Genomic DNA, 20,310 nt, shown 5'->3' on the forward strand with positions numbered 1-20,310 from the left:
AGGTGGACGTCTCCCTCGGCTTCTCGGGGCGTCGCGTGGCAATGCGCGGTGGAACGGTTTCGGCCGTCGGTCCGCGCGACGCGATCCTGCACGAGCTGGAGACGTGGCGCGCTGGGCAGCCCGCGGGTCGCCCCGGCACGGCGTCGACAGGCGGCGGGAGCACCGAACTGGAGGGGCTGAGGCTCGTCTGGAGCGACAGGGGCGACGCGCCAACCGAGAGCCTGTCGGCGGCCGGCGTGCGCCTGTCGCGCGCCGAAGGGCGGACGGCCATCTCCGCCCGGGAAGCGATGCTGTCCCTCGGACGCGCGGCGGTTTCGGTGCGAGAGGGCCGGCTGGTGATCGTCCGAGAGCAGGCGCGGTACCAGGTGAACGAACTGTCGGCTGCGGCCATCGACGCCGAGATCGCGCTCCCGGAAATAGAGCCTGAAAAGCAGGAGGCGCCCGAGCGCGGCGGCAGCACCCGGCCGGCACAGGTCAAGAGAGCAGCGGAAGACGCCGGCGGGGACGAGGCGGGCCAGAACCGGGGGGCTGCGATCCGAGAAGCCCTCCTGCGAACGGCCCGCGGGGTCGACCTGGCGCTCGGTGACGGGGCCAAGGTGGACGTGGCAGGCGTGACCGCGCGGCTCAAGCGCGACGTCGACATGCTCAACCTGGGGCCCGGAAGCCTCGCGGTGCGGCGCGAGGCAGGTTCTCTCGTGGTGGAGCTATCGCCTGGAGAGGCGGCGATCGCGTCGGTCGGCGCTGACGCCCAGCAGGCGCTCACGTTCCGGCTCCGCGTGCCGATCAGCGATGCGAAGGAGGTCCCGCAGGAGATCGTCGCGGACGTGCAGGGAGGACCCATCTGGCTGTCGACCCTCGGCGTCCACGAGGGCGACATGGGGCTGTTCGACGTGGCGCGCACCTCGATTGTCAGCCGCGCGCGGGTCGTCCTGTCGGCGGACGGCCAGACGCTGGGCATCGACGGTGAGGGGAGGTTGAAGAACCTGTCTCTGCGGAGCACGGCCCTGGCCGACGAGCCCATCGCTGGCCTGGATCTGGCGTGGCGGGCAAAGGCAAACGGCAGGCTGGATGGGTCCAAGATCACCGCAGAGGACGCCGAGGTCGACCTCGGCGCGCTGAGGTTGATCGCGCGGGGCGAGTACGAGCGCGCCGGGGCGTCACATCGGGTCCGCGGCAGCTTCGAGGTTCCCCTCACGGCCTGCCAGTCGATGCTGGACTCGGCGCCCAAAGGGGTCGTGGCGAAGCTCCACGGAATGCGGCTCGCGGGCTCGTTCGGGATCGAAGGGAAGCTCCGCTTCGATACCGGCAGCCTGGACAGGACATTCTCGCTCGACTGGGGCATCTCCAACACCTGCCGCGTGACAGAGATGCCGCCGGAGCTGAGTGTCGACCGCTTCAAACGTGCGTTCAAGCGCATGGTCCACGGGCCCGGTCGCCAGCGCGTGGAGATCGAGTCCGGGCCGGGGACCGCCGAGTGGGTCCCTTACGAAGACATCTCTCGCTTCATGGAAGTCGCCGTGCTGACCACAGAGGACGGCGGCTTCCATCGACACCACGGGTTCGACGACGAGGCGATCAAGAACTCGATCCGCGAGAACCTCCGCAAGAGGAGGTTCGTGCGGGGGGCGAGCACGGTCAGCATGCAGCTCGCCAAGAACCTCTACCTCGAGCGGACCAAGAGCGTGGCGCGCAAGCTCCAGGAAACCCTGCTCACGATGTACCTCGAGCAGGAGCTGACCAAGGAGCAGATCATGGAGCTCTACCTGAACGTGGTGGAGTTCGGGCCGCTGGTCTACGGCATCGGCGCTGCCGCGCGGCACTACTTCAACGCGTCGGCCGCGCAGCTCTCGCTCGGACAGGCGCTCTACATCGCGTCGATCCTGCCAAACCCGAGCGTGCAGCACTTCGACGCGAACGGCGAGGTGACGCCTGCGTGGAGCGGGTACCTGCGCAAGCTCATGCAGATCGCGCACAGGCGCCGTCGGATCTCCGACGAGGAGCTCGAGAAGGGGCTGCAGGAGACCGTCGTGCGAGGCTCGCCAGCGCCTCACCTGGCGCCGCGGCAGCCCGCCGGGGAAGGCGGCGAGGAGAGGCCGGAAGAGGAGCTGGGCGACGTCTGGACAGCGCCATGACCCGCGCACGCGCGGAACGGGCCCGGTGAATCTCCAGGCGCGCGGCGAGCTGCCGTGCCGGGCACGCGACGAGCCGCCCTTGGAATGGGCGACGCCCGACGGCCAGCCCTCTGCCTCTGGCCCGCGCGGACCGGGCGGTCAGCGCTTGAGCGCAGCGGTCCGGAGCTTCGCGAAGAAGGCGCGAAGCAGGGCGGCGCACTCGTCCGCGAGCACGCCCGACGTGACCGCGAAGCGATGGTTGAGCCGAGGGTCACGGCCGATCGTGAAGAGCGTATCCACCGCCCCCGCCTTCGGATCCGGACAACCGTAGACAAGCCGCGCAATCCTGGCATTCACGAGCGCGCCCGCGCACATGGGGCACGGCTCCAGCGTCGCGTAGACCGTGGCGCCCTCGAGCCGCCACCGGCCAAGCTGCCTCGCCGCTGCCCGGAGCGCGTCCACCTCGGCATGCCCGGTCGGATCCTGATCGATCTCTCGCCGGTTTCGGCCGCGCGCCAGCACGGCCCCGTCCGCATCGACGATCAGCGCCCCGACAGGGACGTCACCGGATGCTGCCGCGGCTTCGGCCTCCGCGATCGCCTCGCGCATCCGCAGCACGTCGACCGCATCCTCCGCCCGCGCGGCGGAGGAGAGGAGCACCTCTGCTCCATCATCCATTGCAGGTCTCGGGAACTGTCACACAACCGATCAGGCGCGCCCAGGAAGATTCGAACTTCCGACCCCCGGCTTCGTAGGCCGATGCTCTATCCAGCTGAGCTATGGGCGCTCTGGTGAAGGCAAGCAACAAGACGTGGCTACGCCACTGCACTCTCGCGTCGCGCTCAGTTGCGCGAAGTGAGTGCCGGCGTTTATACGCCCCCGAGCCAGCTGTCAAAGGAAAAGTGATAGGCCTGAGCGGGCTCACTCCGACGTGCGGCTTTCGGGGACGAACGCGGCTCCGTTCTCGCTGCCGTATCGGGCACCCCGCCTCCGGGGACGTGAGGTCCGGGGCACGAGGACGAGCCTGTCTTCCGAGAGCTCGCCCGCTGACTTGACCCGCAGAGGACGGGCGAGCGAACTGCGCATTGCGCCGATCCGCCGCCCATCGAGCCGACTGCCGGGGCAGCGCCGGACAAAAACATGGCGCGCGGCGATTCCATCAGGGAATGGCCGCGCGCTTTCGAACGCTCTCGAACGGCAAGGCGAAGCTCGAATGAGGCGAGAAGCGGAGCGCAGGCCAAGCTGAAGGAACGGAAGCAATCGTAAGCCAAGCAGCAGCCGAGCTATCGACGAGGCGAGATAAGCGCCAGCGAACGACCAAGCACAAGCCAACGAGGCCCTCACGAGGTGAGGAAGGCCGCGAGACGCTGCAGCCCACAGCGAAGAGCGCGGTCAATTCCGCCTTGAGCAGCCTCTGTGCCATCTCGGCGCGTCGTCCGCGGCGCGCTTCCAGCGCGTGACCTCAGGCGGAATCATCACGTTTCGCAACGGTTTCTCCGAGGGGACGGGCTCCCGAGCGGCCCAGGCTCGGGCAACGATGTCGCGCCGGAATCCGTGCTTCGCAATATTTGCAGACTCGGGCCGCGACGACGGGTGGTGGCTGATGACGCGTTGCGCTAGCGCGGTCCGCCAAAGAGGTGATCGTGCGGCGCGTCAGCATGGCAACGCTTGCAGAGCGTCAGGGCGCCGCGGTGCGTGGACGTGCCTTGAGCCGTCAGGATGACGTACTCCCAGTCGCCGCCGTCGGGGTCGTAGCCGGCTGGCCGCTTCACCATGGCCAGGAGCGTCACGGGCTCTGTCGAGCCCGCCGGGTAATGAAGTTCGACCACAGCGGCGCCGGGCGGGAGGACGCGAGCCGGGCCGAGCACCGGGTAGGGCGTGGCGGCCGCGTTGATCCGCACTTCCCCTTCCAGCTCGCCAGTGAAGTGCTGGGAGCGAGCTCGGCCGGTGGCGGACTTGAAGCTCGCGAGTTGCGGGGCGAGCTCCCAGGCGGCGGGCTCCGGGGCGGGGGATGCAGCGGGCGATGCAGCCGGCGCACGCGGCTCCGCGATGGGGCTCGAGCCGCCCTCGATCCACGCCGTCGTCTCCGCGGCGTCCCCTCGCGGGCGAGGCGGCGGCGCACAGCCGAGCGGCAAGGGGGCCCACCCCGAGGGGGACCGCGCCTCGGTCGCGACCACCGCCGACGCCAGGGACACGGCAGCGAGCGCGCAGCACGCAGAGAGCCAGGGTCGGGACCGGGACCGCACCGGTCGAGATGCTACACTGCCCGGGATGCACCTGGCCTCTTCCAGGCGAGGCCGCGCGTGGCGCGCCCTCTTCGCTGCAACGCTGGTCGCGCTGTCAGGCGCCGCGCTGATGGGAGGAGCCTCACACGCGGCGGCGGAGGAAGCGTCTCGCCGCGCCTGGCTGGGCGTGGAGCTGGAGCCCGGTCCGGCTGGAGGGGTGGTCGCGAAGCACGTGATCACCAGCTCGCCGGCGGCCAAGGCGGGCATCGTGGACGGGGACCAGGTCGTCGCGGCGGATGGCGTCCCGCTCGAGGATCCGAAGCAGCTCGTCGCGCGGGTCGCCCTCGCGGGACCGGGCAACGTGGTGAACCTCCGGATCCGGCGCGGCGGCCGAGAGCGGGAGGTCGCGCCGACGCTCGTGCCGTTCCCCGGGCACGATCAGATCCTGCGCCTCGACAAGCTCGGCACCTTCGCGCCGGCGTGGAAGTCGCTCGCCACCGTCGCGGGGACCGTTCCGGCCAACGTCGGGGCCCTGCGTGGAAACGTGGTGCTGCTCGATTTCTGGGCCACCTGGTGCGCGCCGTGCCGCTTGATGGCCCCGCAGCTCTCGAAGTGGCACGCGACGTACGCCGCGCAGGGGCTGCGGGTCGTCGGCGTGACGAGCGACAACGTCGGCGTCGCGACGAAGACCGCGCAGGCCCTCTCGATGCGCTACGCGGTCGCGTCGGACGCCTCGGAGTCGACCTCGGCGGCGTACGGCGTCAAGGCGCTCCCCACGATGTTCGTGATCGACAAGAAGGGCGTCATTCGCGAGGTGCTGGTCGGGTACGACCCGTCGCGGCACGCCGAGGTCGAGAAGCTCCTTCAGGCGCTGCTCGCCGAGCCCGCTCCGGCGCTGTGACGGCCACGAGGCCGCGCTCGCCCGCCGGGTAGCCCGCCATGCTGCTCTCCATCGACGAGTTCCTGTGGGCGCTGCGGCGCGACGGCTTCGCCGTGTCGACGGCGCAGGCGATCGACGTCGCGCGCGCCTGCGAGCTGGTCGGGTTCGGCAGCCGGGCGGCGCTGCGGGACGCCATCGGCGCGGTGGTCGTCGATCGCGCGGCCGACCTCCGCCGGTACAACGCCTCCTTCGACCGCTTCTTCTCGCCCGAGGGCGCGCATGTCGGGGACCTCTGGGCGCGCCTGCGGGAGCGCGGGTTCTCGGAGGGAGAGCTCTCGGCCCTCCGCGATCTGCTGAACGCCGCGGCGGAGCGCAGCGGCGTCTCCGGCGACGCCATCGGCTTCCAGGCGCTCGCGGGGACCGCCGGGGAGCTCGACCGCGCGCTCCAGTCGGCCGGGATCGCGCGCGTGCTCGCGCCGATGACGAGCTCGCTCCAGGTCGGGTTCTTCGCGCAGAGGGTGATGGACCAGCTCGGGGTGCCGGCCGTCGCGAGCGCGCTGCGGCGGATCCGGAGCGCGCTCGAGGAGGCGCTCGGCGAAGAGCGGGGAAGGGCGCTCGCAGAGGCGCTCGGCGCGGAGATGGAGCGGATGCGGCACCGCGTGCGCGAGCACGTGACGCTGGCGCTGCGGCGCTTCGAGGGCGACGAGCGGGCGACCCTGGGCCGCATGGATGTGCCGTTCGCCTCGCTCGGCGAAGGCGAGATGGAGGAGGTGCGCCGCGCCGTTCGTGCGCTGTCCGAGCGGCTCCGCGGCGCCGAGCGGGTCAGGCGGCGCCGTGCGCGGCGGGGCAGGATCGACCCTCACCGGACCCTGCGGCGCAGCCTCCAGACGGGCGGGGTGCCGTTCCACCCGGCGCGGCGGGCGCGCCGGCGCGACAAGCCGCGCCTCATGGTCCTGTGCGACGTGTCGGACTCGGTCCGCATCGCCGCGCGGTTCATGCTCGAGTTCGTCTGCGCGGCGCAGGAGCTCTTCGACCGGACACGGTCGTTCGTCTTCGTGAGCGAGCTCGCGGAGACGACCCAGCTCTTCGCGGCGCTGCCGACGAGCTCGGCGCTCGAGCGAATCCAGCGCGGTGAGGTGGTGAGCCGCGCGCACAACTCGAACTACGGGCGCGTCCTCAGCGCCTTCGAGGAGCGCCACGGACGTGAGGTCGACAGGCGGGTGACGCTCGTGATTCTGGGCGACGGCCGCACGAACTACTTCGCGGACCAGGCGGAGGTCCTCAGGAGGCTCCGGGACCGGGCGCGGGCGCTGCTCTGGATCTGCCCCGAGGGGCCCGGCGCCTGGGGGACGGGGGACAGCGCGATGCTGCGCTACGCCGCGGCGTCGACCAAGGTGCTGGTGGCCCGGACCGCGCGGGAGCTCGAAACGGCGGCGCGGGAGGTGGTCGCCCGGCGCGCTTAGGGCTATGGGTCGCGCCATGTCGCTCGATCAGAAGCTGCGGGAGCTCACGGCGCGCATCGAGAAGGGGGGCGCGCAGAAGTACCACGACAAGAACGCGGAGCAGGGCAAGCTGTTCGCGCGGCAGCGCGTCGCGCTGCTCCTCGACGAAGGGAGCTTCATCGAGGACGCGGCGCTCGCCAACGCGGTCGATCCCGAGCTGCCGGCCGACGGCGTCATCACGGGCACCGGGACGATGGGCGGGCGCCCCGTGTGCGTGATGGCGAACGACTCGACCGTGAAGGCCGGATCGTGGGGGCGCCGTACCGTCGAGAAGATCCTGCGCGTGCAGGAGACCGCGCGGCGCCTCAGGTGCCCGCTGCTCTACCTCGTCGACTCGGCGGGCGCGCGGATCACCGACCAGATCGAGATGTTCCCAGGGCGGCGCGGCGCAGGCCGGATCTTCTACAACCAGGTCGAGCTGAGCGGCCTGGTGCCGCAGATCTGCCTGCTGTTCGGCCCGTCGGCCGCGGGCGGCGCGTACATCCCGGCGTTCTGCGACGTCGTGTGCATGGTCGAGAGCAACGCGAGCATGTACCTGGGCTCGCCGCGCATGGCGGAGATGGTGATCGGCGAGAAGGTCACGCTCGAGGAGCTCGGCGGCGCGCGCATGCACTGCTCGGTCTCGGGGTGCGGGGACGTGCTCGTGAAGACCGAGGAGGAGGCGATCGCGTTCGCGAAGCGCTACCTCGCGCTCATGCCCCAGAGCTCCGCGGAGGCGCCGCCCCGCGCCGAGCCGCGGCCGGAGAAGGCGGGGCAGCGGCCGCTCGAGGACGTCATCCCCACCGACGAGAACAAGCCGTTCGACATCATGGCCGTCGTCGATGCCATCATCGACGAGGGCAGCTTCGTCGAGATCAAGAAGCTCTACGCGAGGGAGATCATCACGGGGCTCGCGCGGATCGAGGGGCGCGCGGTCGGGATCGTCGCGAACCAGCCGAAATACAAGGGCGGCGTGCTGTTCGTGGACTCGGCCGACAAGGCAGCGCGGTTCATCTGGCTCTGCGACGCCTTCAACATCCCGCTCCTGTACCTCGCGGACGTGCCCGGCTTCATGATCGGGACCGTCGTGGAGCGGCAGGGGATCATCCGGGCCGGCGCGAAGATGATCGCCGCGGTGAGCGAGGCGAGCGTGCCGAAGCTGTCCGTCATCGTGCGCAAGGCGTACGGCGCCGGCCTCTACGCGATGTGCGGACCGGCGTTCGCGCCGGACGAGTGCGTCGCCCTGCCGTCGGCGTCCATCGCCGTCATGGGGCCGAGCGCCGCGGTGAACGCCGTTTACTACAACAAGATCCAGGCGATCCCGGCGGGGCCAGAGCGCGAGGCGCTCGTCCAGAAGCTGCGCGACGAGTACCGGGCCGACGTCGACCTGGAGAAGCTCGCGAGCGAGCTCGTGATCGACGCGGTCATCCCGACCGCGAACCTCCGCCGCGAGGTGGCGCGCCGCTTCGAGCGGTACGCCGGCAAGGTCGAGGAACGGCCGCGCAAGAAGCACCTCGTGCCGCCGGTGTGAGCGGCGCGCAGCGCGCTGGCAGGCGGCGTCGCGGGCGCGGCGAGCGCGAGGGCAGCGAGGACGGGCGGCGAGGGCGGCGTGCTCGGCGGCGCGGCCGCGCGGCCGCGCGCGAAGGTGATGTAGACTCGCCCCGTGCTTGCCCGCAGATTTCCGCTCTCCCTCGCGCTGCTCGGCCTCGCTCTCGCGGCGGGTGAAGCGCGCGCCGACGCCCCGGCCCCGGCGATGGCACGCCTGCTTCGACCGCGCGCGGGGCGGCATCCGCTCGCCGATCCGCGCGGGCGCATCCCCGTGCTGGTGCCGCTCCCTGCGGGCGCCGACGCGCGGTCGCTCGGGCTGCTCCCGGTCGCGCCGGGCTTCGGGGCGGTCCGGCTCGCGCCCGGCGACGTCGACGCCTTCTCCGCCGCCCATCCGGGGCTCGCGTTGCTCACGGGGCCGCCGCGGCGACCGCTGCTGGATCGGTCCAAGGTGTGGATCCGGGTCGAGCAGTACCGGCGGGCCACCGGCGCCGACGGCAAGGGGGTGGTCGTCGGCGTCGTCGACACCGGTATCGACGTGACCCACCCGGATTTCCGGGACGAGAACGGCAAAACGCGGATCCGATGGATGCTGCAGGCCGGAAGCCCGAGAGGGCTGCACCCGTCGCTCGAGCAGACCTACGGGTGCGATGACCCGGCCCAGTCGTCGTGCGCGATCTTCTCCGACGCGGAGATCGACGCCATGCTCGCGAAGGGCGAGCCGGGACTCCCCCGCGACATCACGGGGCACGGTACGCACGTCGCCTCCATCGCGGCGGGCAACGGCGGGCCGATGGCGTCGGAGCGGCCGCGGTACGTCGGGGTAGCGCCCGCGGCCACGCTGATCGTCGCGGCGCCGTCGAGGCCCGGCGAGGGCTTCGACGATCCGGACATCCTCAAGGCGGTGCAGTTCATCTTCGACCGCGCCGACGAGCTGAACATGCCGGCGGTCGTCAACCTGAGCGTGGGGAGCGACTTCGGGCCCCACGACGGGACGAGCCCGCTCGAGGCCGGGCTCGCCGCGATGGTCGGCAGCGCGCACCCCGGACGGGCGATCGTTGTCGCGGCCGGCAACAGCGGCGCGCTGTACGAGGTCGACGGCGTAGGACCGATGGGGATCCACACGGAGGCGCACGTCTCGCCGCACGCGGAGACGCGGGTGCCCATCCGCACGCCGAGCGCGTCGAGCGGGCAAGGATACGTGTGGATCACCTTCCGGCCTGGAGACGAGGTGTCTGTCGGCCTCGAGGGACCCGGCGGCGAGGCGTGGATCGGCCTGGTCGATCCCGGGCATGACGCGGGCTACACGGGCGACGACGGCGAGACGACCGGCGCCGTGATCAACCGGCTCGCGAACGGGAAGTCGCCCATCACCGCGGACACGAACAGCGCGGTCGTGGCGTTCAGCGGGGCGTGGGAGGCCGGCGAGTTCGCCGTCCGTCTGAAGGGCCGCGGGGACGCGCAGCTCTGGGTGACGGGGCTCGGCGACGTCTCGCCGTCGCACGACCTCGGGCTCCAGTTCACGCGCGGCATCAAGCAGGGCACGATCAACGTGCCCGCGAGCCACCCTGGCCTGCTCGCCGTGGGGTGCACCATCAACCGCGTCCGCTGGAAGCCGCAGGGGAGCAAGGACAGCGTGCTCCTCCTGAACCTCGACGGCGAGGCGATCCACGAGGACAGCGCCTGCTATTTCAGCGCGGCCGGCCCCACGCCGTTCGGCGTCGCCAAGCCCGAGATCAGCGCGCCCGGCGGCCTCGTCGCGGCGGCCATGGCGAGCGGGGTGGACCCGCGCGACGGGCACGGAGGGCTGTTCGACATGCCCGGGTGCCCCGACGACGTGCCCTGCTTCGTCGTCGACGACCGCCACGCGATTGCCTCGGGCTCCTCGATGTCCGCGCCGCAGGTCGCCGGCGCGATCGCGCTCCTCTTCCAGATCGACCCGAACCTGAGCCAGGCCGAGGTCACGGAGGTGCTCCAGGCGGGCGCGCGGTACCCGAAGGGCGACGTGCCGCTCGACGCGCAGCTCGGTCCTGGCGTGCTCGATCTCGAGGGCGCGCGCCTCGCGCTGCAGGAGGCCGAGGCGAGGGGAAACGAGCCGGCGCTCGACCGGAGCTGGTACGTGCTGTCGAGCGCCTACGCCAGACCCGACCCATCATGGCCGGTCTGGGGGACGATCGAGATGCGGCGCCCTGACGGCTCGCCGCTGGGGGGCGGCGAGGAGAAGCTCACGGTCGCGCTCAGCGGCGGGGTGGTGCACACGCCGCTGCGGCAGGTGCGCCGCGGGCTGTGGCAGTTCGCGGTGGCCGCGCCCCGCGGCTCCGGCGGATCCACGCTGACGGTCGACGTGCTCTACGACGGCGTCTCGCTCGGCGCGCGCGAGCTCCCGATCGGGAGCGACGTGTGGATGGCGAACGGGGAGCTCGGGGCGGCGAGCGGCGCGTGCTCCTGCGCCGCGGCCGGCTCGGATCGCGGGCTCCCGTCGAGCCGCGTGGCGTGCGGCCTCGCGGGCGCCCTGGCGATGGCCGTCGCCGCGCGCCGGCGCCGGCACCGCTGAGCGCGACCGCGTGGAGCGCTGCGGCGGGCGAGCCACGCCGGGGCCCGGCGCTCGAGGCCGTCGTCGCGGCATCACGTCCGGCTGCCCTGCGGCGCCGTCCGTGTCACCGTGGCCGGGCGGCGGAGCAGGGTAGACCACGACAGCGATGGATCAGGACGCGATGGAGAAACGGGTGACCTCAGATCGACCTCCCACGGCAGAGACGGACGCGAGGCGCGCCAGCGCGCCGAGGCCGCTCCGGTTCGCGGCGCGCACCGGCTGGGATCTCTCGGAGAACCGCCTCGCGTCCGCGCTCGCCGAGGCCCGCCGAGCCGGGCGCGGCCTCGTCGACTTCACCGAGTCGAACCCGACGCGCTGCGGGATCATCGAGACGGCTCCCCTCATCGCGCGTCTGGGCGAGCCGCGCGGCGCGAGGTACGCACCGCTGCCGCTCGGCGACCCCGCCGCGCGCGCCGCGGTGTCGCGCTACTACAAGGAGCGGGGCCTCGACGTGGAGCCGGCCAGCGTCGTGCTCACGGCCAGCACCAGCGAGGCGTACGGCTGGCTGCTCAAGCTGCTCGCGGAGCGCGGCGACGACGTGCTCGTTCCGGTGCCGTCCTACCCGTTGCTCGAGTACCTCGCCTGCCTCGAGGACGTCGCCCTCACGCCGTACCCGCTCGTCAGGGAAGAAGGGTGGCGCATCGACCTCGGCGCGCTGGAGCGCGCCGCCGGCGAACGGACGCGCGCGGTGGTGCTCGTCCACCCGAACAACCCCACCGGCTCGTTCGTGCGCCGCGACGACGCCGCGGCGCTCGAGGCGATCGCCAGCGAGCGCGGCCTCGCCCTGATCGTCGACGAGGTCTTCGGCGACTACGCGCACGGAGAGCTCGCCCCGGACCGCCTGCCGAGCTTCGCAGGCCGGCGGCAGGCGCTGACGTTCGTTTTGAGCGGGCTCTCCAAGGTGATGGCGCTGCCGCAGCTCAAGCTCGGCTGGATCGCGGTCTCGGGGCCGCCGGAGCTCGCCGCGGCGGCGGTGGAGCGGCTCGAGATGATCGCCGACACGTACCTGTCGGTCGGCACGCCGGTGCAGCTCGCGCTGCCGGAGATCCTCGCCGCGCGCGCGTCCGTGCAGCGCGCGATCGGGTCGCGCGTGCAGGCGAACCTCGCGGCGCTCGACGCCGCGATCGCAGCCCGCGCCGGGGGCGCGGTCCGGCGGCTCCCGATCGACGGCGGCTGGTACGCGACGCTGGAGGTCCCGCGCGTCCACGACGAGGACGGCTGGGTCGAGCTGCTCGTCCGCGACGAGGGGATCATCGTCCACCCCGGCTACTTCTTCGACATGCCGCGCGACGGCTTCCTCGTGGCCAGCCTGCTGCTCGATCCGGCCGCGTTCGCGGAGGCCGCGCTGCGGCTCGTGGACCGGATCGCGCGCGCGATCAGCGGTGGATGAGGACCACCGTGGAGCGGCCGGCGTCGCGCGAGGCCCGCAGGCCATGCCAGCCGTCGGGCACCGGCGGGTCGGTCCAGGCGAACATCTGCTTCGCGTCGATCGGGGAGAGGTTCACGCAGCCGCCGCTCTTCAGCTCGCCCCAGGCGTCGTGCCAGTACGCGCCGTGCAGCGCGTGGGGGCCGTGGAAGTTCTGCACGAACTGCACCTCGGAGTGGACGATGTTGTCGTTCGAGCTCGACACCATCGTCGCCGTCACGAACTTCCCGTCGATGCGGAAGCGCCCCGTCGGCGTCGCCGCGGTCTCGATGGCAGGGATGCCCTTCCTCGGGACGCCGCCGCGGCCCGGCGAGATGAGCGTCGCGAAGACCGGGGTGAGCTCCTCGTAGGCGACGAACCAGCCGCCGAGCACGCTCACCTCGATCCACTTGCGCGGCGGCGTGGAAGGATCGTTCTCGCCCTCGAGCGGGGAGCGCTTCGCCGCCTCGATCACCACGGCGTCGTCCTCGAGCACGTAGATGCCGGGCTCCTGCGTCTCCAGGTACCGCTCGCCGTCCTCGACCTCGGCGCGACCGGTGAGCCCGACTGTGGCGAGGCGCGCGAAGGACGCGCCGGTCGGCTCGAAGCGGCCGCCGGCGCCCCGCTGGTACTTCGGTCGATCGACCTTGCGGAAGAACGCGAGCGGGAGCGAGCGCCCGTCCTTCAGCCATACGCCCTGGAAGCCCGAGCGCGGGTAGGGCTTCAGCCGATCCTTCGGCATGTATGCCTGATCCGAGGTCACCACCCAGGTCCGATCCTGCGCGTCGAACACCTGGGTGAACGCCACCGTCGAGCCGTTCACGATGCGGTCGCGCCCCTCGCGCACGAGGTCGCCGAACGGAAAGAGCGCGGGGGCCGCGACGCCCGCCGGCTTCAGATCGACCCCCACGAGGGCCTCGTCGACCTCCCGGATGGCGTCATCGCTCGAGCCCTCGGCCGCGCGCACCTTCGCGATGTTCGCGAGGTGCTCCGCGAGATCCCACTCGGCGCGCCGCTGCTCCTTCGCGCCCGGGAGGGCGCGGTAGCGTGGGGCGCCGGTCGACTCGGCGTAGTTGTACGGCCACGGGGAGTCGGTCCGCGGCGCGTGCGGCCGCAGCGCGGCCACGACCGGGTCGTTCGGATCGACCGTCGCGGCGGCGCCCGCGCAGACGTAGCCCCGCGGCTCGACGGCGTACCACGCGTCGCACCCCTCGCCCGGCGTCCGCGCGGCCTCGACGCTGCCGCCGCGCAGCGCGACGGAGCCGCCGAGCCCCAGGTAACCGCTCCAGCCCCGCGTCGGGTACGGGCCGGGGTTGATCCAGGCGAACCGCGCCTTCGAGTAGATGCGCGCGCCCCCCTTCTCGACCGCAGACGGCGCCGCCTCGGCCTCCGCGGGCGCCGCCTCGGCCTCCGCGGGCGCCTTGTCGACGTGCGCGGCGGGCTCGACCGCTTCGGCGCGCGGAGCGTCCGCTTCGGATGCCGCGCGTGGCGCCTCTGCTTCCGAGGGCGTGCGCGGAGCGCTCGACGCGGCGGGCTGCTGGGGGGCGTCCGCCTCGAGCGGCTGCGGCGAGCCGGCGGCGGGGCTCTCTTCGGAGCAAGCGGCGGCGCCCCCCGACACGATCGCGCACGCCAGGGTCGCGAGGAGCAAGGAGGACGGTGAGCTACCCATGCAAGCAGGGGAGACTACTTGCCAGGACCCACCGCGGACAAGCGAACGGCGCCGGGGCGGACGCCCTGCTCGCGCTTTACAGCCTGCCGAGCACAGCCACCACGAGCAGGATGACCCCGACGACCGCCGCGGTGATCATCATGAGCCTCGTCAGCCGCGGCTTCAGCCACCTCCACAGGACGAGGCGAGCCACCTTCCACAAGAGCACCAGGATCTGCCGGAGTACCTTGCCCACGCCGAGAGCGTAGCGCAGTCCCGCGACCCGCGCCCCCAGCGCGCGTCAGTCGATGTCCACGCTCACCTTCGAGGCGTAGCTGCCAGGGGAGGGGAAGGTGATCTCGCGGAGCGCGCCGGCGACACACTCGGCCGCCTCCTCGCCGCGTTCGTCGGCGCTGGAGACGCCCACGCTCAGCGGCTTGCCGTCGGTGTCGATGTAGAGCGTGGCCTTGAGCTGGCTCGCGCCCGCCTGGCTGCGGCAGGACTCGAGCGCCGGCCGCGCCTTCTTGTACGGCGTCCCGAGCTGGTCGGGCGTCCACGCGACGGGCGGGCGCTCGTCGCTGCTCGGCTCGAAGGTGAAGCTGTTCTCCGCCAGGCCCTCCCCGCCGACCGGCTTCGGCCACCGCGTCGACTTCAGGATCTTGAGCATGCACGCCTCGGTCTCACGGTCGCCCAGCGTCGAGTCCTTCACGAACGCCCAGCGCGCGGTGCCCTCCTCGGTCACCCGGACCTTGAAGCGGATCTCGCCGCCGAGATAAGGGATGCGCTCGACGCCCTTCTCGTAGCAGCGCGAGAGCCGAGGCGAGACGCGCTGGAACGCCGCCTGCACCTTCTCCTCGTTCATCCCGCCGATCTCGGACCGCGAGTTCATCGACGGGCGCGACTCGGTGACAGGCTCGGCGTCGAGCATCTCCGGCGTCGCGGGCGCGGGCTCGGCGCCGCCACAGCCCAGAACGGACGCGAGCGACGAGACAACAACGAGGGTGAGGGAGCCCCTGAGGAAGCGAGTGAATTTCATGATCCGACGGCGACTCTATACGAGCCTCGTCTTCGGCGAAAAGAGGGCGCTGCGGGGCGCGCGCCTGTCCAGTGCCTGTGAGAGATTCTACGCCATCGCCAGCGCCGACGCGCCGCTCCAGACGCTGGTCCGCTCCGAGAGCAGGCGCCCGTGGCGCGCTCGGTAGAGGCGCAGCGGGGAGGGGCCGTCCACGAGCGCCTGAGCGCAGAAGATGCGAGGAGGCGCGCCGGAGCGCACGGGCGCGTCACTTTCACGGTGTGTATGGCCGTGGATCACGTGGAGGTGGTCGTGCTCGCGGAGGAGCGCCATGAGCTCCGCGCTGTTGATGAGCCCGTCCAGCCATTGCATCGCGCCGATGGGATGGCGGAGCGGCGGGTGGTGCTGGGCGAGCACGAGCGCGTTGCCCGAGCGCCGCGTCTCGGCGGCCAGCGAGGCGACTTGCGAGAGCTCGTGCGCCGCGATCGCGCCCGCCGAGCGGGTCACCGGCTGCGCCATGGCCGTCGACACCGCGGCCACGACGGCCCCCGGGAGGGCGACGGTCGTCCCTGGCCCGCTCGTCGCCGCGAAGGAACGGAGACAGCCGAGGAGGGCGCGCCCCCAGGCGTCGTCTCCCGTATACGCGTCGTGATTGCCAGGTACCAGCGTGACGCGCGACGGATCCCATCCGCTCTCCGCCAGCACCGCGGCGAGCACCTCGAACTGCGCGGAAGTCCCGTCCTCCGTGAGGTCGCCGGTGAGCACCAGGTGGTCCGCCCCGCTCCGCCTCGCCTCGACCAGCGCGGTCAGCGCGCGACGGCGGCGTTGCGCAGCGTCGATCGGGCGGCCGAAGCTCAGGTAGCGAAGCCGCCACCGCTCGGCGCCGCGGCGCCGGTCGTGATCCGCCTCGAGGAGATGAAAATCCGTGAGGTGCGCGATCGTTGTCATCCACATCATCGTGACATGCGACCCACGTCGTTCCCGCGACATCGACGCAAGCTCTCGGCGACGCGATCCGCCCCTCCGAGAGGCGCCTTGAGGCGCGGCCACACGCTGAAAATCGCGACCGGACACCCGTCCTCCCTGGGCGGCACGGAGACGCGCTGTGACGCCTGTGACGCCTCGAGGCCGCGCGCGCGACGCGCTCATGACAGGGCGACTGGCGCCCTCCCGACGGCGCCATGCGCGGCCCTCCGGGACTCGCGTCCATCGCGTGACGCGCCGGGCGTCTGTGGTGGTGGGGGCTCGCTACGGCGCGGGCGCAGCGCTCCCGGGGACGGGGAGGTCGCCCGCGTTGACGTGGTCGCTTTCCTCGTTGTCCTCGAAGGTGTTGTCCTGAGCCACCGTCGGCGCGTGCGCGCCCTGCACGACCAGGCCGAACCGGTTGCCCGTGGAGCGGGAGCTCGCGAGCGCGCCGTCGCTGTCGTCGAAGAGCAGCCCGGCGCGCGCGCAGCCCTCCACCTGCACCGAGCTCACCTGCGTCGTCGAGCGCAGGACCAGGAGGCCGTCCGCCATGTCCGGCACCGACTCCAGCCGTCCCTCGTCGCTCAGGGTGGCGAACGTTCCGCCGTCGACGCCCCGGACGAGCGTCTCCTCCACCCGGCCCGGCGAGGACAGCAGCAGCACGCCTGACGCGCGGCTCTCCAGGACCGCCGACCGCTGGATGACGATGCCCGCTGCCCCACCGCTCAGCAGGCCGACGCCGCCCATGCCGTCGCGCTCCTCCGGCCGCGTGCGCTCGATGAGGCTGCCCTCGAGCTCGAGATCGGCGCCCTGGGAGGCCGCGACCCCGGCGACGTGGGCCTCGAGCACATAGGTCGACGCCAGCGTGGCGCGCGCGCCCTGCACGAGCACGCCGGCGGCGCGATCCCGATGGATCGGGCTCGCGCGCGTGCCCTCGACCACCACGCCCGAGGCCGAGAGCTCCCCGCCCGAGACGAGCACGCCGACGTCGCCGGCCCCGCGCACGACGCTCGACGACAGCGAGAGCGCTCCGCCCCGCTGCTCGACCGCGATCCCGAGGCGGTCGTGCTCCGCGGCCGCGCCCTGGAAGAGGTTGTTGTGGGCGTCGACCTTCGTGCCCGCGTCGGTGATGAGGAGCTGCGCGTCGCACGCGCCCGACAGCACGCTGGCGGCGAGCGACGCGAGGGCGCCATGCTCCACGATCACGGCGCCGGAATCCTGGACCGCCGCCGCGGGGGCCGCGATGAGGCTGTGCGCCGCCACGAGCGACGCGCCGGCGCCCGTCACCAGCAGGCCAGTGCGGTGATCGATAAGGGCGCTGGCATCGAGCGTGAGCAGGCCCTCCTCGAGGAGCACGCCGACGCCGTCGCCCGTCCCCTCCTGCGGGGCCACGGCCTCCAGCAGGTTGCCCTCCGCGACCACCTCCTGCGCCTCGGAGCTGATCCGCAGGTTGACCGTGCCGCCGATCAGCGCGTTGTCGGCGAGCTGCGCCCGCGCCCCCGAGAGGACGAGTACGTTCGTCCAGGTGTCGCCGTCGACCCCGCCCGCCCGTGCGACGAGGCTGCGGGACATGTCGAGGCTCGCGCCCGGCTCTGTGACCACGACGCCGCTGCCGCTCGCGCCCGTGACGCGCACGTCGCGCACCGCCACCGTCGCCGCCTGGACGAGCAGCCCGATCGAGGGGCTGATCACGCTCACGCCGCGGACGCCGGCGCCCTCGACGTCGTGGAACCAGACCGCGCTGACGTTGCCGCTCGCGTCGCTCTGCTCGCCCCGGAGCGTGACCCTGGTGGCGCACCGCCCGACGATCTCGATCGGCTGCGTGACCTCGATCGGCTCATCGTACTCGCCCTCGGCCAGGACGACGCGCCCGCCCGCCTCCACCGCCCCCAGCGCCTCGGCGATCGTCGCGAACGGCCGCTCCCGCGACCCGGCGCCGTCCCCTCCGCCGTACCCGGGATCGACATGAATATCGCCGGGTATCTCGACGACCTGGCCCCACGCCCCCTCGCCGCAGCCGTCCGGTCCGTCGATGGAGACACATCCCTCTTGCGGAAGCGCGAATGTCCCTTCCGGGCATCGGGCCATCGTCGGATGACAACCCCCGTCCTCCACGAACTCCGCCGCACAGCCGGGGATCCCGACTTCGATGCAGCCGTGATCGTGCTGCGGGATCGTCCCGGGCGCGCAACGCTCGGGCGCGGGACGACAGAGGCCGTCGTCCCCGATGAAGTCGCCGACGCAGCCCTGGATTCCCACCGTGATACAGCCGTTCGGGCCGAGGAGCTCCCCCGGAAGACACGTGAGTCCGCCCTCGTCCCGAGGGGCGCTGTACGGCGGGAGCTCGGTGCTCTCGCAGCCGAGGAGGGAGGCGGCGCACAGGCAGGCAGGGGGAGAAGAGAAGAGACGCCGGAGCGTCGAGAGTCCAAGCTTCGCGCGCGACACCTCAGGAACGTAGCAGATCGCTCCTCGCGCATGCCGGCAACGCGCGCTTTTCCTCGTCCTTCATCGCCGCTCGAGGCCGGACATTCAGAGGCGTGACCCGGACAGCCGCACGTCGGCGCGCGCGAAGGCGCGCTCGAAGCGCGCGTGTGCGGCGTCTGCCTCCTCTTCCCTGCCCTGTGCGCGCAGGCTCTGCTCGAGCCCGCAGAGCGACCAGCCGTTGTCGGGGTTCCGCCGCAGGTCCTCCCGGTAGACCGCCTCGGCGTCGCGCGGGCGGCCGGCCTTGAGGAGCGCCGCGCCGAGCGTGTGCCGGACCGGCTCGGGCCAGTCCGGCGGCTCGAAATAGCGCAATGTGTCCTCGACGCGCGCGGCCGCCTCCAGCATGCCGATGGCGGCGCCGGTCTCGCCGCGCTCCGACGCGATCTGGCTCTCCAGCACGAGCGCGGCGATCTCGAGCAGGTCCTTCGCGCTGTTCATGCCGATCGTCGCGTCGCCGGCGCCCCCGGACGACATCGCCCGGAGCGCCGCCGCCTCGCGCGCGGCGTCGTCGGGGCGCCCCCTGGACGCGAGCGCGCGGCCGCGCGCATAGCGCCATATTCCCGTCGTGTAACGCTGCTCGGGCGGCGGCGCCGGCTCCGCGAGGAGGTCGTCCCACCGGCCGAACCGGACGAGCGCGAACAGCGGCGCAGGCCGGAACATCTCGAGCGTCGGCATGTGCTGCACGTGCTGGTCGGGCACCTCGGCGACGAGCTCTCGGGCGGCGCGCAGCGCGACGGCGCCGCGCCCTTCCATGCCCGCGGAGACCGAGAGGAAGTGCAGGTTGTGAGGGAAGTACATCATCGGATAGATGCCCTCCGGGCGCTGCTCGCGGATGTACCGGCGATCGACCTCGGCGGCGCGCTCGTTCGCGTCGGAGGCGTCCGCGTAGCGACCGACGCGAAAGAAGATGTGCGACGGCATGTGCACGAGGTGCCCGGCGCCCGGCGCGAGGCCGGCGAGCCGCTCGGCGCTCGGCAGCGCCCGCTCGGGCGCGGGCGACGCCTCGATCGCGTGGATGAGGTAGTGATTCGCGCCCGTGTGCTCGGGATCGCGCTGGAGCACGCGCTCGAGCGTGAGGGCAATCTCCTCGGTCCCGGGCTGCGGCCGGCCGTCGAGCGTCCAGAGATCCCACGGGCGCAGGTCCATGAGCGCCTCGGCGAAGAGGACGCTGGCGTCGAGGTCGTCGGGGTAGCGGCGGGCGAGCTCGCGCATCGCGTTCGCATACGCGCGGTCGAGGGCGCCTCGGTCGCCGCCCGGCGCGGCGGCGTGGCGCGTCGCCAGCGCCTCGATGTACGCGCGCTCGGGCTCGCTCGCGGACGCGGCGAGCGCGCGCGCCTCCTCGATGGCCTCGAAGGCGGCCCGCTCCCGCGCGGGATCGGCCGGCTGGTTGATGTTGGGGCCGAGCGTGAGCGCGACGCCCCAGCGGGCCATGGCGAGGCCGGGATCGAGGCGCGCGGCCTCCTGAAACGCCCTCTTCGCCTCGTCGTGGTTGAACGCGTAGACGAGCCTCAGCCCCTGATCGAAGTAGCGTTGCGCGATCTGCGATGAGGTCGTCACGGGGTGATGCAGAGAGCCGATGTCCCCGAACAGGGGGACGCCGTCGGCGTCGGGCGCCCCCGGGGTCTCCACGCCGGGAGGCGGCTCCGCTCCGGGCGAGGGGGGGCGTGGCTCCGCGCCGCACGCGGCGAGGGCGGCGCAGGACCAGAGAAGGGGCAGGGTGAAGAGCGCGGGTCGAGCTGTCATGGGCACCTCGCTGGAGCTCGGAAGCGTGAGCTCCGACGGTCCAACATCCCCTCGCGGGGTCGCTTTGCCTCGGGCGCCGCCCTCCGGCGTGAGCGCGGAGGTCGAGCCGAGCGAGGCCCATGCACGCGCGGTTCCCGCCGAGCGGGAAGGCAGCGCACAGAAGGCGCGGGGTGCGCCCAGGCTGCTCGTCGCGCCCGCGCGTTGCTCGATGGACGGACGGCGT

Annotated in this window: 14 protein-coding genes and 1 tRNA gene (1 of these 15 cut by a window edge); 6 read left to right on the top strand and 9 right to left on the bottom strand. The window is 72.5% G+C overall.

Translation table 11 applies throughout. The features are described 5' to 3' along the window. Window positions 1-2,132, top strand: the 3' portion of a protein-coding gene (locus WME96_RS12850; protein WP_437290419.1) for a biosynthetic peptidoglycan transglycosylase. 226 nt of this gene lie to the left of the window's left edge; only the last 2,132 of its 2,358 coding nucleotides appear in the window; the start codon falls outside the window, past its left edge; its stop codon occupies window positions 2,130-2,132. 138 nt (window positions 2,133-2,270) lie between these two features. Here the strand turns inward: WME96_RS12850 and tadA are convergent, their stop codons facing one another. The 3 genes from tadA to WME96_RS12865 all read right to left on the bottom strand — a co-directional run bounded on the left by tadA (window position 2,271) and on the right by WME96_RS12865 (window position 4,306). After that, entirely contained in the window at window positions 2,271-2,720 is a 450-nt protein-coding gene (gene tadA, locus WME96_RS12855; protein WP_437290420.1) for a tRNA adenosine(34) deaminase TadA, read from the bottom strand. Between the two features lie 104 nt (window positions 2,721-2,824). Continuing rightward, a tRNA-Arg gene (locus tag WME96_RS12860) sits at window positions 2,825-2,898 on the bottom strand. 829 nt (window positions 2,899-3,727) lie between these two features. Next, entirely contained in the window at window positions 3,728-4,306 is a 579-nt protein-coding gene (locus tag WME96_RS12865; RefSeq protein ID WP_437290421.1) for a hypothetical protein, read from the bottom strand. Between the two features lie 160 nt (window positions 4,307-4,466). Between WME96_RS12865 and WME96_RS12870 the strand changes: the two genes are divergently transcribed. From WME96_RS12870 to WME96_RS12890, 5 genes are all read left to right on the top strand, one after another. Then, window positions 4,467-5,237: a redoxin domain-containing protein gene (locus WME96_RS12870; RefSeq protein WP_437290422.1), complete on the top strand. Its 771-nt coding sequence runs from the start codon at window positions 4,467-4,469 to the stop codon at window positions 5,235-5,237. Window positions 5,238-5,275: 38 nt separating this feature from the next. After that, complete coding sequence (locus WME96_RS12875) at window positions 5,276-6,679, top strand: VWA domain-containing protein (RefSeq protein ID WP_437290423.1); 1,404 nt, start codon at window positions 5,276-5,278, stop codon at window positions 6,677-6,679. Between the two features lie 16 nt (window positions 6,680-6,695). Further along, entirely contained in the window at window positions 6,696-8,228 is a 1,533-nt protein-coding gene (locus tag WME96_RS12880) for an acyl-CoA carboxylase subunit beta (protein ID WP_437290424.1), read from the top strand. Between the two features lie 132 nt (window positions 8,229-8,360). Continuing rightward, complete coding sequence (locus tag WME96_RS12885; RefSeq protein WP_437290425.1) at window positions 8,361-10,796, top strand: S8 family serine peptidase; 2,436 nt, start codon at window positions 8,361-8,363, stop codon at window positions 10,794-10,796. A gap of 172 nt (window positions 10,797-10,968) precedes the next feature. Continuing rightward, a complete protein-coding gene (locus WME96_RS12890) occupies window positions 10,969-12,225 on the top strand; it encodes a pyridoxal phosphate-dependent aminotransferase (RefSeq protein ID WP_437290426.1) in 1,257 nt (418 codons plus the stop codon). Here the strand turns inward: WME96_RS12890 and WME96_RS12895 are convergent. The 6 genes from WME96_RS12895 to WME96_RS12920 form a co-directional block, all read right to left on the bottom strand. Continuing rightward, window positions 12,212-13,909: a L,D-transpeptidase family protein gene (locus WME96_RS12895; RefSeq protein WP_437290427.1), complete on the bottom strand. Its 1,698-nt coding sequence runs from the start codon at window positions 13,907-13,909 to the stop codon at window positions 12,212-12,214. The two genes, WME96_RS12890 and WME96_RS12895, sit on opposite strands and share 14 nt — an antisense overlap. Before the next feature lie 76 nt (window positions 13,910-13,985). Beyond that, a complete protein-coding gene (locus WME96_RS12900; protein WP_437290428.1) occupies window positions 13,986-14,144 on the bottom strand; it encodes a hypothetical protein in 159 nt (52 codons plus the stop codon). A 45-nt stretch (window positions 14,145-14,189) separates the two neighbouring features. Beyond that, complete coding sequence (locus WME96_RS12905) at window positions 14,190-14,924, bottom strand: AgmX/PglI C-terminal domain-containing protein (protein ID WP_437290429.1); 735 nt, start codon at window positions 14,922-14,924, stop codon at window positions 14,190-14,192. 87 nt (window positions 14,925-15,011) lie between these two features. Beyond that, a complete protein-coding gene (locus tag WME96_RS12910) occupies window positions 15,012-15,848 on the bottom strand; it encodes a metallophosphoesterase family protein (protein ID WP_437290430.1) in 837 nt (278 codons plus the stop codon). Between the two features lie 300 nt (window positions 15,849-16,148). Beyond that, window positions 16,149-18,308, bottom strand: a complete 2,160-nt coding sequence (locus WME96_RS12915) for a DUF1565 domain-containing protein (protein WP_437290431.1) — start codon at window positions 18,306-18,308, stop codon at window positions 16,149-16,151. 84 nt (window positions 18,309-18,392) lie between these two features. Beyond that, complete coding sequence (locus WME96_RS12920) at window positions 18,393-20,087, bottom strand: hypothetical protein (RefSeq protein WP_437290432.1); 1,695 nt, start codon at window positions 20,085-20,087, stop codon at window positions 18,393-18,395. Window positions 20,088-20,310 lie beyond the last annotated feature (223 nt).

This window comes from Sorangium sp. So ce406 (assembly GCF_051474675.1).
Taxonomy (GTDB): domain Bacteria; phylum Myxococcota_A; class Polyangia; order Polyangiales; family Polyangiaceae; genus Sorangium; species Sorangium cellulosum_G.

What these genes read in the sequence shown, in the direction of transcription:
- WME96_RS12895 (WP_437290427.1), bottom strand. Translation starts at nt 13,909, where the DNA reads ATGGGTAGCTCACCGTCCTCCTTGCTCCTCGCGACCCTGGCGTGCGCG.
- WME96_RS12870 (WP_437290422.1), top strand. Translation starts at nt 4,467, where the DNA reads ATGGGAGGAGCCTCACACGCGGCGGCGGAGGAAGCGTCTCGCCGCGCC.
- WME96_RS12910 (WP_437290430.1), bottom strand. Translation starts at nt 15,848, where the DNA reads ATGACAACGATCGCGCACCTCACGGATTTTCATCTCCTCGAGGCGGAT.
- tadA (WP_437290420.1), bottom strand. Translation starts at nt 2,720, where the DNA reads ATGCGCGAGGCGATCGCGGAGGCCGAAGCCGCGGCAGCATCCGGTGAC.
- WME96_RS12905 (WP_437290429.1), bottom strand. Translation starts at nt 14,924, where the DNA reads ATGAAATTCACTCGCTTCCTCAGGGGCTCCCTCACCCTCGTTGTTGTC.
- WME96_RS12875 (WP_437290423.1), top strand. Translation starts at nt 5,276, where the DNA reads ATGCTGCTCTCCATCGACGAGTTCCTGTGGGCGCTGCGGCGCGACGGC.
- WME96_RS12880 (WP_437290424.1), top strand. Translation starts at nt 6,696, where the DNA reads ATGTCGCTCGATCAGAAGCTGCGGGAGCTCACGGCGCGCATCGAGAAG.
- WME96_RS12920 (WP_437290432.1), bottom strand. Translation starts at nt 20,087, where the DNA reads ATGACAGCTCGACCCGCGCTCTTCACCCTGCCCCTTCTCTGGTCCTGC.